Below are 12,531 nucleotides of genomic sequence, written 5' to 3'. Positions count from 1 at the left end.
GAACCAGTACCCCACCCACGCAAAAACGCAGCGCGGCGAGTAGGCCCTAGCTAGCTTGCTTCGGTGTGCGCAGTGCCCAGGCGATCAGCGTCATCAGCACGCCCAGCCCAATCAGCACCATGAACGGCCCTTGGTAGTTACCAGCCAGGTCGCGACCCAGCCCAGCCAGAATCGGTGCCAGACAGGCCATGCAGTAGCCGGCACAGAGCATCATCGCGGTCCAGCGACTGACCGCCAGCGGGGTGTGCACTTCGTATAGCGGCAGCACCAGCGACAGCGCGAAGGAGCCGCTGAGGGCGAAGCCCATCAGCACCGCCCAGACCTCAGGCAGCAGAGTCGGCTGGAAGGTGATCATCGTCAGGCACAGGGTCAGAGCCAGGCCACAGGCCACCAGCAGCGGCTGACGGATATTGAAGCGCTGGGCCAGCCATGGCATCAACCACGAGCTGGGCAGGCCGACCAGCATGAACAGGCTGAACAGACCATTGCTGTACAACAGACTCAACCCTGCCTCGTGATAGCGCGCCACCAGCCAGGTGGCCATGGTGTAGAAGAATCCGGCCTGAATGGCAAAGAAACCGGTCACTAGCCATGCCCGAGGCTCACGCCATGGCAGGCCCTGGCCATCTCCAGCTGCGGCTTCCTCGGTACGATTCGGCAGGCGCAGCCAGAGCAGCCCGGCGAGCAGGGCGGGGAGAAACCAGGCGGCCAACCCCAGACTCCAGTCATCTCCCAGGCTCTGGGTCAAAGGTATGGTGAGCACAGCACCACCGGCCCCGCCGATGGCCATGCTGAAGGAATACCAGCCGACCACCTGACCGACATGATCGCGAAAATGGCGCTTGATGAAACCGGACAACAGCGGCCCAGCCACGGCGATCCCGGCGCCAAGCAACACGGCACTGCCGATCAGGAGCGGGCTGGTATGACCACCAATACGAAGAAGCAGGGCCAGCATGATCAGCCCCAGGCAACAGGTAATGGTGCGCTCCAGGCCGAAGCGCACGGCCAGGCGCGGTGCCAGCGGCGCCAGCAGGCCCATGCACAGTACTGGCAAGGCAGTGGTCAGGCTGATCAGGCCGCGGCTCAGCGACAGCTCGTCAGCAATGCGCTCGATCAGCGGGGCGAAGGAAGTGATGCCGGGGCGCAGATTGATCGCCGCCAACACCAGAGCAAGCATCAGCAAGGCCCGGGATACAGGTTTCACAGTACATCCAAACAGCATGGCGGCCGGGCTGGCCGGGGCAGCCACCCTACTCTCCCGATCCTCCTCAGGCAAGGTTCCACCCAGGAAAGCTAACCATCCGGACAACATCAAGTAACTGTTCTAAATATATGAAGGAAAGGCTGGGAAACAGGGACGCGACGGTAAATCGACGAAGGAAAACTCATAAATGGCCATTCGCCATTCATCCGACGCAAATGCCCGCTGGGCGTGGTATGGAGCAAAAAAGAACTTTCATTGATCTCGAACAACGCCAGAGCGCTGTATATAGTGCTACTTCATGTAAATAAATATTTCCTATGCTTAATCACTTATAAGAAAGCTGCCGCCAACAGCCAAGGGAATGTCGATAATGAAAAAAACTAAAGACGTAGATTCCACCGTATCCGAACCCCGCACCGTGGCTACACCCGAACTGGAGACTCCCCCAACCTCCATAGCACCGCCCGTCACGCAGGTCGGTGCAGAGCAGTACATGTATTTCACCGAGCGAGACATCGATCGAATCCTAGAGAACCTGGATGGTCTGCGTGAACGTGTATTCCCCAAGCTGCATGGCGATGACGCGCTCGATGCACGCCACGCTCAGAATTTTCCCTCTGTTTGTCTGATCGGACTCGGCCGCTGCGGCTCCAACATCGCCCTGGACGTTGCCTCGCTGGTGTATAACGCGCGGCGCTTCTACCTCAACGAATTCAGCAACCAGGACAAGAGCGGCGGCGAGCAGCGCCCAGCCGGCTGGCTGCGCAGCAACCTGCGCCTGTCTGGCAACCGCGGCACCAAGCCGGTGTTCCTGATAGAGCCACTGGTGATGCTGGGTGATCTTGACAAGGATATCGAGGGGCGCATCCGCTTTTCGCGCAAGGCCGAGACCAGCGGCTTCCTCGACGACTACAGCAAGATGAAGATCATGGACCTGTCCGAGGTCCACGCCGGTGGCGCCGGTAACGCGCCGATCCTCGGCCAGTACCTGGCCAAGATCATCCTCAACAAGGACACCCAGCGCTTCTCCAATGCCGACTGGAAGTTCATCCACAGCTACCTTATCGACTCTTGCGGCATCAAGGCCAACCAGTCGCGCCTGTATTTCTACATCTTCAGCGCCGGCGGCGGCACCGGCTCGGGCATGGCCTCGGAATTCGGCCTGGCCCAGCAATTCGCCTACATGAGCAAGACCTTCGAGACCAAGCAGGAAAGCAGCAGCGAGGACAACCGCGGCCACTCCTTCGTCTTCGAGCCGATCTTCACCAGCGGCATCTGCATCCTGCCGAACATCTCAGACCAGCGCATCGAGATGTCCGAGGCCCTGCACATCAACGCCGGTCGCCTGCTGTGCAAATACCTCGCCGAGGAGTGGGACTTCTCCTACAACTTCGACAGCGAGGAAACCGGCGAAGAGAGCGTGATGCGCCGTATCCGCCCGTGGAACGCCATGATGCTGATCTCCAACGACATCATGCGCTACGCCGAAGAAAGCGACGGCGGCAACGTACAGAACATCGACGTGAACGCCATGGAGCGCCACGCCAACCAGTATATCTCGCAGCAGATCTTCAACATTCTCACTGCCCAAGCGGTGACCACCGACTACGACCAGAACTACTTCCGTCGTGCCGGTATCGACATCGGCGAGACCATCCGCCTCGACGCCAACGACCTGTTCATGAGCCTGGCCGGCCCGGTGGCCGTGGCCTATGCCGAATCCGTGGTAGCCGAGCAAACACCGCCGACCACCACCGAGAAGTTCAAGGTGTTCGAGAAGGAGCAGCCCAAGCTCAATATCGACGACCTGTTCTTCCGCTCCATCGACCTGCCGCACTTCAACAAGGTGACCCATGCCATCGAGGGCATCAGCCTGCTGCCGATCGAGGCCAAGCGCTACCGCGCAGCCCTGGAGCAGTACAAGAAGTCCAACTTCGATGCCAGCGCCCTGAGCGACCTGCACTTCTTCAAGAACTGCTCCTCAGTGGTGTCCATCGTCTCCCTGCCGAAGGACTACAAGCTTTCCTACATGGACCTGAACCGGCTCAAGACCCACCTCAACAGCCTGTTCCCCAACACAACCCTGAAGCGCTATGCCCTGGTGATCGGCGCCTCGGCCAACCTGTCGCTGACCACCCTGATCGTCAAGAGCCCGTGCCTGTCGGACGACTTCCTGACCCTGATCGTCGCCTTCATCAAGCGCTGCTTCGCCCGCGACCAGTACCGCTATGACGAGAGCCTGGACAACGCCATGCTCGACTTCATCGTCTCCGAGGACTTCGACGAGGCACGCATCGAGGACATGCTCAACGAGTACGAAAACCCGGCAAAGATCCTCGACACCAACTGGTACGCGATCAAGCCGATGTACGAGAAGAAGTACCGCGAGCTGATCCACGACCAGGAAAAGTTCGTCTCGATCAACGACATCCGTCTGTCGCGCGACAGCGTGAAGAAAGCCATCAAGTACCTGCGCGAGATCTACCGCCACCGCGTCGGCAAGACTCGCGTCATCTCACTCAACGACTACGCCAGGGACTAAGAGCTCCTTGTCCCTGCTATCAGCGACGCCAATCGGCCAGCCATTCCAGGCTGGCTGAAGTATCGCCAGCTGGACGGTATTCCGCACCTAGCCATCCTTGGTACCCGGCAGCCTCCAAGGCGCCCAGCAAAGGACCAAATGCCAGCTCACCCGTTCCCGGGGCTCCACGCCCTGGGCAGTCGGCGAACTGCACATGGCCTACCCTGCTCTTCAGACGCACAATGCATTCAGCAATATTCAATCCCTGCCGGGCCATGTGATAGAAGTCGAGCTGAGCCATGCAGTTCGGATGATCCACCCGGCGCAGCAGTTCATCCAGTTGCTCCGCGGTATTGATCAGGAAGCCTGGCATATCCAATGGATTGATGGCTTCGCACAACACGCGAATACCCAGCGCCTGAAATCTCTCGGTGGTCTTGAGCAGATTGGCCTCCAGGGTGCGCAGTGCTTCCTCTTTGGGCACACCCTCGGCCAGCCGACCTGGCAGCACGTTGACGCACTGAGGTTGGGCTATCGCGGCATAGCTCAGCGCCTCCTGCAGCGCTGCATCGAACAGCTCTCGGCAAGCCGGCACTGCAGCTAACCCCGCCCCGCCGCTCATTAGATCGCCCGCGGGCAGGTTGATCAGCACCAGCGGCATCGAGCAGCGCTCCAGCTCCTCGCGTAGGAGCAGCGCCGGCACCTCATAGGGAAACTGGATCTCCACCCCATCGAAGCCTGCAGCGGCAGCCGCAGGTATGCGCTGTAACAGCGGTAGATCCCCGAACAGCAGCGACAGGTTGGCCGATATCTTCATGGCTGCGTCTCACGGAACAGCTGGATCAGCGTCGCCGGGTCATGATCAAGGTGACCTTGACTGCCATGTAGACGCATCAATTGAGCAGCCAGCCCGCTCATCGGGGTGGACCGCCCCTGCTCATGGGCCAGCTTGACCGCGGTATCCAGATCCTTCAGCAAGGTGCGCACATGCCACTTGATAGGTTCGAAGCGGCTTTCGGCCATCTGCGGAGCAAGTATCTGCAGCGGTTTGGAGTCTGCAAAACCACCCGCCAGTGCATCTGCCAGAAGATGGGTGTCGACGCCGGCGCGCTCCGCCAATGCGACAGCCTCGGCAATCACCAATGCGTTGCAGGCGACCAGCATCTGATTGCAGACCTTGGTCACCTGCCCCGAACCAGTCGCGCCCATGTGAGTCACGCGCTGGCCCAGATGCGCCAGCACCGGCCGCAGGAATTCCACGTCCTCAGGTAGACCTCCCGCCATGATGGCCAAGGTACCAGCCTCGGCTCCTTGTACACCTCCGGAAACGGGAGCATCCACCCAGCGCATCCCTGTCCGTCGCTCGAGCTCACATGCCATCTCGCGCGTGGCGGCTGGCTCCAGGCTTGAGAAGTCCAGCAACAGCTGGCCTTGTCTCGCACTTTCGCACACGCCTCCAGTTCCGAAAACCACCTGTCTCACCGCCGCAGTGTCGGATAAGCAGAGCATGATGATGTCCGAACGCCCACAGAGCTCAGAAGGGGTAGCCATCACACGGGCACCCTCCTGCTGCAGCGGGGCGCACTTGGCCGCCGACCGATTCCACACATGCAGGGTATATCCAGACTGCAGAAGCCGCCGCGCCATGCGCAGCCCCATCAGTCCGATGCCTGCAAATCCCAGGGTAGGTCGTATTGGCTGCACACGAAGACTCCACAAGCGATCAAAGTCGCGATTGTAGCGCCTCCAGAAATGAAAGAAGCCGGCCAAAGGCCGGCTTCTGAAGATCAGCGTTTCTCAGTTCACGCTCAGTCTGGCACGATTCTTTTCCAGGGTGGCCGGACCGATACCCTTGACTTCCAACAACTCATCCACCGAGGAGAACGGGCCGTTGGCGGTACGGTGATCCACGATCGCTTGAGCCTTGGTCTGCCCAATACCAACCAGAGCGGCTTCGAGCGTAGCTACATCTGCAGTATTGAGGTTCACCAAGGATACAGCGGGCTGTTGGACCTCTTTGGCCGGTGAGGCCTTGGATTCGACAGCCGCGGTGGCGTGCAGCGAAAAAGCGAGCAGGCAAGAGTAGACAAATGCAGCGACAGACTTCTTCAGCATGGCAAAACTCCTTTTTATGAATGAGCGTGAATCCAGTCACGCCCACGCAAGGCTAGCTGCCGTTGCCGGGGTGTCAAACCCGGATCATTGCAAGTCCGTGTATCGCTGCACATGAATCCAGTCGACTATTTCACCTTCTGGTGCATAGCCGCTGACTGTTTCCCTGAGTAGCTGACGAACCCTGTCGTAGTCGTCTCGATCAAGGGCTCCAAGCATGTTTTCCAATACCGACTTCAAGCGCTCCCAGGGCAGGCGCTCCTCACTGGCGCGCATGATCATGGGATGGTCAGTTGGCGTAACGTTATCGCCAATCAGCAGTTCTTCGTAAAGCTTCTCACCTGGCCGCAGGCCGGTGAACTCGATGGAAATGTCTCCGAGAGGGCTACGCTCCGAACGAATGCTAAGACCAGAGAGATGAATCATCTTCTCAGCCAGGTCAAGAATCCTGACCGGCTGCCCCATGTCCAGCACGAAAACGTCACCGCCCTGCCCCATCGCCCCGGCTTGGATGACTAGTTGTGCAGCCTCGGAAATCGTCATGAAATAACGGGTGATGGACGGGTGCGTAACAGTCACCGGTCCTCCTCTTTTTATCTGCTCTCGGAAAAGCGGGATGACCGAGCCCGATGACCCCAGAACATTCCCGAAACGCACCATGGTGAAGCGGGTCTTGTTAACCTGATGAACGCCACCCGGGTCATTGAACAGTACGGGCGCCGACTCTTTACTCAACGCCTGCAGAATCATCTCGGCAAGCCGCTTGGTGCCACCCATCACATTGGTAGGACGTACCGCCTTGTCGGTGGAGATCAGAACGAAGTGCTCGACTCCGGCCTTGAGCGCCGCCTGTGCCGTATTGAGGGTTCCCAGTACATTATTGCGAACCCCTTCGGCGATATTGTGCTCAACCATTGGCACGTGCTTGTAAGCAGCCGTGTGGTAGACGGTATCGACTCTCCACGCACGCATCACGTCCAGCATGTGGGCCTGTGACCGAACGGATCCCAGGATGGGTACCAGGCGAGTAGTCAGGGCCTCTCTCTGAAGAGAATCCTCCAGCTCGGAGTGAATGCTATAGAGATTGAACTCGGCATGGTCAATCAGCACCAAGGTTCTCGGACGACTGCCGATCAACTGCCGGCAGATTTCCGAACCGATGGACCCTCCCGCCCCAGTCACCATGACGACCTTGTCGCGGATGCAGCGCTCAAACAGCTCGATCTGAGGAGGCACGGCATCCCGCCCGAGCAGATCGGCAATGTCGACCTCCTGAATGTCATCGACACGCACACGGCCACTTGCCAGATCCATGATGGCTGGCACCGAGCGGATATGCAGGGGGAATGCTTCGAGATGCTGCAGAATCTCCTTGCGCCGAGCCCTGGTTGCCGAGGGGATGGCCAGGAGAATCTCCTGGGCCGCGGTCTCGTTGATCATCTGATCGATATGCTTGGGCTTGTATACCTTGAGCCCGGCAATGACTCGCGTGGCGATACTGTCATCATCATCGATGAATGCCACAGGACGCATGGAGCGCCCCATACGCAGTGCCGCGACCAGCTGATTGCCGGCAGTCCCAGCACCATAGATAGCTACTCGCGGGAGATCGTCATCCTTGCCAACAAGGCTCATGGCTGCCCTGACATTGAGCCAATTGCCCATGAAGTACTGGCGCATGAGCAGGCGAACGCCGCCCGCCATCAGCAGGCTGAGCCACCAGTAGTTGAACACGAGAGAGCGTGGCACCAGCGCCTGCACGTCTCGATACCAATACACGACCAACGCCAGAAGAAGCGCAGAGATCGTTACCGCCTTGAATATGCTGACCAGTGCGTCATTGCCGAGATATCGCAACACCGCCCTGTACATGCCGGAGCGAATGTAGACGGGAATCGCGATGGCAGGCGCTGCCAGGAACAACCAAAGATGCTCGTCGAAAGGATCAACGAGCCTGTCAGTCCCCAGCCTTACCCAAAATGCCAGCCACAAGGCCAGCCAGCAGATAAGCACATCGACACTGACCTGCAGAAGACGTTTGTAACGGCGTGGCCACTTCAACAACCATGCACGCAAATTCATGGGCTCCATGCCTCTCAACGAGGATAAATGAGGTACTACTCGGCCAAACCCGCGTGGTACTTGAATGCCAACCAAATCAACGGTGCGTAAGCCAGGGGCAGCACCAACCAAATATCGCCTTTGAGCGCCGCCCAGGAAGCCAGTGGCAACAACCAGAACAGATTGATCATCGCCACCGCCAGGGTAACCGGACGATGCCCTTTGAATCGGCGGGACGCATGCTGATAGGCATGCTCTCTATGCGCCTCGTATACCCGCACACCGCGCACCAGTCGACGTAACAGGGTGACGCTGGCGTCGACCAGAAACACTCCCAGAAGAATCAACCAGATCCAGACAAGCTGAGGGTCGACCCAGGCCATCTGTAACGACAGCAATCCCACCAACAGTCCGAGGAAACCGCTACCTGCGTCCCCCATGAAAATTTTCGCTGGAGGAAAGTTCCAGAACAGAAACCCCGCCACGGAAACGGCCAACAACAGTGGAAGCACCGCCTCTTGCCAGCGCCCCAACAAACCGCAAATCAGAACAACTGAAATACTGCTGGTCAGTGCTTCGACACCGGCAATGCCGTCAATGCCATCCATGAAATTGTATAGATTGAGCATCCAGACCAGATACAGAAGGCCAATCGGCAAGCCGAGCCATCCCCATTGAAACAACGTGTCGCCAATGGGGGTAGCCGGTAAACCTCCGAGCCAGTATAGCGCCCAAGATGCTGCCACGGCATGCACTAGGAGTCGCCAGCGCGCGGGAACATGCCGATGGTCATCAAGAAATCCGATGAAAGCGACCATACACCCTGCACCACCAAGTGCGAGGGCAGCATTGTCATCAATCCAGCCACCCCAAAACACGACAGGCAAAGCGACGATGAAACTCAGAACGATCGCTACCCCTCCACCTCGTGGGGTAGGCACGGCATGCGAGCTACGCTGATTCGGAATATCCAGAATGCTTCGTTTCAGCGCGTATCTACGCACCAACCAGGTTCCCGACCAGGACACGCAGAAAACAGCGGTGACTAGATAAAGCAAGGTCAGCATTTCGCTCTCTGCAGGAAGTACGCTGCGGTTTCTCGCAACGCCTCTTCACTATTCACGACAGGTCTCCATCCCAGCACTTCTCTCGTTAGCGCTATATCCAGCTGCAATGAGCCATACAAGCGCTGCACAAGGGACCGCCTGCCAGCCAGGAGAAGCAGTTTCCTGACTGCGCCAGAACCCCACAACCGAGCTGGGTGCCCCAAGGCGCTCCCAAGGCGAGCCAGCAGTTCCGAAGTCGATAAATCCTCTCCGTCACTGACCAGGAATGTCTGATTGGCCGCGGCGGGATGGTTCACACAACACACCAGTAGATCGACCAGATTATCCAGCGCCACAAGGCTGCGGCGGTTATCAATTCCTGATAGCGGCAGAGGAATACCCAGACTCAACCAACGCATCATGGTAAGAAAATTGGCACGCACCCCAGGGCCGTAGACTAACGGAGGACGAACGATGACCAGCTCCATGCCACTGTCGGCCGCGATCTTACGCAAGCCCATCTCCGCCTCGTATTTCGACTGACCGTAGGCGTCAGAAGGCATTGGATTGTCATCGGAACGAAAAGGAGCACCTGGGGCGCTCTCCTCGCCGTTTACCTTTGCAGAGCTAAGGAATACGAAGCGGCGGACTCCAGCTTGAGCGGCAGCCGAAGCCAGCGCCAGACTGCCCTCTACATTGACCCTGCGAAACTCACGTAGAGGGTCACCGGCGGAGTCGTTCATGACATGCACCCGAGCAGCCGCATGCACGAGTACCGACAGGCCCCGCAGCTGCAAAGGGTCGACCTTGAAGTCCTCAAGGCTCCCCAGCTCCAGATACTCGAAAGATTCTGGATTCGGGCATTCAGTAATACGGCGCACACCAGCTATAGGCTCTATACCGGCCTCAGCGGTGAGCCGATGCATCAACGCCCGCCCAACGAAACCGGACGCCCCTGTTACAAGCACCCGTCTCATGGGCAGATGTTCATCCGGTTCTTATCTCAATTGCAGAGCGTATGGACAGCGAAGGATAGGGTTAGTTGCTTTCGGAAGCCACGGGATTAATACGCATTTCTCGCTTCTCACGCGAGGAACGACGAACAACTCGCCAGATCAATGCCAGGCTAAGAAGAAGGGAAAAAATTACGCCAAGGAGAAATGTCGCAATCAGCACTACCGAAAAAGGCAGTTCCGGTGTTGTCCAGAGCAAGAGCTGAAATCGCGACTGCTGGCTATTCTGCAGAGTAAAGATCAGCACAAGCGCACCAATGCTTGCGAGCCCGGTGATCATTGCGAATCGTTTAATTTCGATCAACATATCCTGCCTCCCTGAGTCGCGCCCTTACTCATCTTCCTCGTTGACGCGGTCGCGCAATTCCTTGCCAGGCTTGAAATGCGGCACGTACTTGCCATCCAGCCGGACCGACTCACCAGTCTTCGGATTACGCCCCACACGCGGCGCTCGGTAATGCAGGGAAAAACTGCCGAAGCCGCGAATCTCGATGCGATCGCCGGTCGCCAATGCCTGAGACATCTGCTCCAGCATCGTCTTGATGGCCAGCTCCACGTCCTTGGAGGACAGCAGCCCCTGATGGGTGACAATGCGCTCGATCAACTCCGACTTGGTCATGGTTTTCCCTTCTTTTTCAAGCGGCTAGATCATCTAGTAGGGTGTTTTTAGCACGCCTGCCAATGTTTGGATAGCCCGAATGTCAAGAGGGGAAATGCCGCAGCGGAGGTGTTATGAGGCACAAACGAAAAAGGGCGACTGAGTCGCCCTTTTTTCAGAAGTACCTGAACTTAGTTCTGGTTCATCTGAGCACGGATCAGATCACCGATGGTGGTCGGACCAGTGGTTTCGGCTTCCTGCTTGTTACGCAGCTCTTTCATCGCGTCCTTTTCGTCTTCGACGTCTTTGGACTTGACGGACAGGCTGATAACGCGGGACTTGCGGTCGATGCTGATGATCTTGGCTTCGACTTCGTCGCCTTCTTTCAGCACGTTGCGCGCGTCTTCGACGCGGTCACGGCTGATTTCGGAGGCTTTCAGAATGCCTTCGATGTCGCCGCCCAGGCTGATCACGGCGCCCTTGGCGTCCACTTCCTTGACGGTACCGCGCACGATGGTGCCTTTCTCGTTCAGGGAGGCGTAGTTGGAGAACGGATCGTCTTCCAGCTGCTTGATGCCCAGGGAGATACGCTCACGCTCCGGATCAACGGACAGGATGACGGTTTCCAGCTCGTCGCCCTTCTTGAAGCGGCGTACGGCTTCTTCGCCCACTTCGTTCCAGGAGATATCGGACAGGTGAACCAGACCGTCGATGCCGCCGTCCAGACCAATGAAGATACCGAAATCGGTGATCGACTTGATGGTGCCGGAGATCTTGTCGCCCTTGTTGAACTGGCCGGAGAAATCTTCCCACGGGTTCGACTTGCACTGCTTGATGCCCAGGGAGATACGACGACGCTCTTCGTCGATGTCGAGAACCTGAACTTCCACTTCGTCGCCGACCTGAACGACCTTGGACGGGTGGATGTTCTTGTTGGTCCAATCCATCTCGGACACGTGCACCAGACCTTCCACGCCCTCTTCCAGCTCGGCGAAGCAGCCGTAGTCGGTCAGGTTGGTGACTTTGGCGGTAACACGGGTACCTTCCGGGTAGCGTGCTTTGATGGCGACCCATGGATCTTCGCCCAGCTGCTTCAGACCCAGGGAGACACGGTTGCGCTCGCGGTCGTACTTCAAAACCTTGACGTCGATCTCGTCGCCAACGTTGACGATCTCGGACGGGTGCTTGATGCGCTTCCAGGCCATGTCGGTGATGTGCAGCAGACCATCTACGCCGCCCAGGTCAACGAACGCACCGTAGTCGGTGAGGTTCTTGACGATACCTTTGACCTGCTGGCCTTCCTGCAGGGATTCCAGCAGAGCCTCGCGCTCGGCGCTGTTCTCGGCTTCCAGCACGCTGCGACGGGAAACGACAACGTTGTTGCGCTTCTGGTCCAGCTTGATGACCTTGAACTCCAGCTCTTTGCCTTCCAGATGAGTGGTATCACGCACCGGACGGACATCGACCAGGGAGCCCGGCAGGAACGCGCGGATGCCGTTGACGTCAACGGTGAAGCCGCCTTTGACCTTACCGTTGATAACGCCCTTGACCACTTCCTCAGCATTGAAAGCGGCTTCCAGAACCAGCCAGGACTCGGCACGCTTGGCTTTCTCGCGGGACAGCTTGGTTTCACCGAAACCGTCTTCCACAGCGTCCAGCGCAACGTGGACTTCGTCACCGACCTTGATGGTCAGCTCGCCTTGTTCGTTAAAGAACTGGTCAAGCGGGATGACGCCCTCGGACTTCAGGCCGGCATGTACGGTGACCCAGTCACCATCGATGTCGACCACGATGCCGGTGATGATGGCACCCGGCTGCATGTCGAGGGATTTCAGGCTTTCTTCAAATAGTTCTGCAAAGCTTTCGCTCATGTTGATTCCTGTTGATCAAGGGCGGGGATTCGCCCAAACCACACTCCAGACAGTGTGGGTTCGTTCATATAAAAAGAGGCCTGCGGGACAGGGACTGGGTCT

General features: G+C 58.2%; 11 protein-coding genes. 1 reads left to right on the top strand and 10 read right to left on the bottom strand.

Translation table 11 applies throughout. The annotated features are described in order from the left end of the window. Positions 1–46: 46 nt before the first annotated feature. Positions 47–1,207, bottom strand: coding sequence for a CynX/NimT family MFS transporter (locus IB234_RS09365; RefSeq protein WP_192316791.1), 1,161 nt, complete (start codon positions 1,205–1,207; stop codon positions 47–49). Positions 1,208–1,700: 493 nt separating this feature from the next. Here IB234_RS09365 and IB234_RS09360 point away from each other — a divergent pair, with 493 nt between their 5' ends. Continuing rightward, positions 1,701–3,749, top strand: coding sequence for a hypothetical protein (locus IB234_RS09360; protein WP_192317787.1), 2,049 nt, complete (start codon positions 1,701–1,703; stop codon positions 3,747–3,749). A gap of 19 nt (positions 3,750–3,768) precedes the next feature. On the opposite strand, the gene IB234_RS09355 is transcribed toward IB234_RS09360, so the two are convergent. The 9 genes from IB234_RS09355 to rpsA all read right to left on the bottom strand — a co-directional run bounded on the left by IB234_RS09355 (position 3,769) and on the right by rpsA (position 12,429). Beyond that, the gene (locus tag IB234_RS09355) at positions 3,769–4,545 is read right to left on the bottom strand and encodes a hydroxypyruvate isomerase family protein (protein WP_192316789.1); all 777 of its coding nucleotides are present in this window, start codon (positions 4,543–4,545) and stop codon (positions 3,769–3,771) included. Continuing rightward, the gene (locus IB234_RS09350; protein ID WP_412547915.1) at positions 4,542–5,432 is read right to left on the bottom strand and encodes an NAD(P)-dependent oxidoreductase; all 891 of its coding nucleotides are present in this window, start codon (positions 5,430–5,432) and stop codon (positions 4,542–4,544) included. Before IB234_RS09350 ends, IB234_RS09355 begins: the two co-directional genes overlap by 4 nt. A gap of 93 nt (positions 5,433–5,525) precedes the next feature. Next, on the bottom strand, positions 5,526–5,843 hold the full coding sequence (locus tag IB234_RS09345) for a ComEA family DNA-binding protein (protein WP_192316787.1): 318 nt from the start codon (positions 5,841–5,843) through the stop codon (positions 5,526–5,528). Between the two features lie 84 nt (positions 5,844–5,927). Next, the gene (locus tag IB234_RS09340; RefSeq protein ID WP_192316785.1) at positions 5,928–7,922 is read right to left on the bottom strand and encodes a polysaccharide biosynthesis protein; all 1,995 of its coding nucleotides are present in this window, start codon (positions 7,920–7,922) and stop codon (positions 5,928–5,930) included. Positions 7,923–7,957: 35 nt separating this feature from the next. Further along, positions 7,958–8,965, bottom strand: a complete 1,008-nt coding sequence (locus IB234_RS09335) for an MraY family glycosyltransferase (RefSeq protein ID WP_225580527.1) — start codon at positions 8,963–8,965, stop codon at positions 7,958–7,960. Next, positions 8,962–9,924, bottom strand: a complete 963-nt coding sequence (locus IB234_RS09330; RefSeq protein WP_192316781.1) for a UDP-glucose 4-epimerase family protein — start codon at positions 9,922–9,924, stop codon at positions 8,962–8,964. The genes IB234_RS09335 and IB234_RS09330 overlap by 4 nt, the downstream gene beginning before the upstream one ends. Before the next feature lie 61 nt (positions 9,925–9,985). Next, positions 9,986–10,267 (bottom strand): lipopolysaccharide assembly protein LapA domain-containing protein, encoded by a 282-nt coding sequence (locus IB234_RS09325; RefSeq protein ID WP_192316779.1) that lies wholly within the window; start codon positions 10,265–10,267, stop codon positions 9,986–9,988. Positions 10,268–10,291: 24 nt separating this feature from the next. Next, a complete protein-coding gene (gene ihfB / locus IB234_RS09320) occupies positions 10,292–10,579 on the bottom strand; it encodes an integration host factor subunit beta (protein WP_192316777.1) in 288 nt (95 codons plus the stop codon). A 170-nt stretch (positions 10,580–10,749) separates the two neighbouring features. Continuing rightward, entirely contained in the window at positions 10,750–12,429 is a 1,680-nt protein-coding gene (gene rpsA / locus IB234_RS09315; protein WP_043310839.1) for a 30S ribosomal protein S1, read from the bottom strand. Between the last annotated feature and the right edge of the window lie 102 nt (positions 12,430–12,531).

It is taken from the genome of Pseudomonas sp. PDM16 (assembly GCF_014851865.1).
Lineage (GTDB): Bacteria > Pseudomonadota > Gammaproteobacteria > Pseudomonadales > Pseudomonadaceae > Aquipseudomonas.
The sequence above is the reverse complement of the archived record's forward strand: the minus strand, read 5'-3'. Positions and strand labels throughout refer to the sequence as shown.

Coding starts and splice junctions, on each gene's coding strand:
- IB234_RS09330 (WP_192316781.1), bottom strand. CDS start 9,924: ATGAGACGGGTGCTTGTAACAGGGGCGTCCGGTTTCGTTGGGCGGGCG.
- IB234_RS09345 (WP_192316787.1), bottom strand. CDS start 5,843: ATGCTGAAGAAGTCTGTCGCTGCATTTGTCTACTCTTGCCTGCTCGCT.
- IB234_RS09355 (WP_192316789.1), bottom strand. CDS start 4,545: ATGAAGATATCGGCCAACCTGTCGCTGCTGTTCGGGGATCTACCGCTG.
- IB234_RS09360 (WP_192317787.1), top strand. CDS start 1,701: ATGTATTTCACCGAGCGAGACATCGATCGAATCCTAGAGAACCTGGAT.
- IB234_RS09340 (WP_192316785.1), bottom strand. CDS start 7,922: ATGAATTTGCGTGCATGGTTGTTGAAGTGGCCACGCCGTTACAAACGT.
- IB234_RS09325 (WP_192316779.1), bottom strand. CDS start 10,267: ATGTTGATCGAAATTAAACGATTCGCAATGATCACCGGGCTCGCAAGC.
- ihfB (WP_192316777.1), bottom strand. CDS start 10,579: ATGACCAAGTCGGAGTTGATCGAGCGCATTGTCACCCATCAGGGGCTG.
- rpsA (WP_043310839.1), bottom strand. CDS start 12,429: ATGAGCGAAAGCTTTGCAGAACTATTTGAAGAAAGCCTGAAATCCCTC.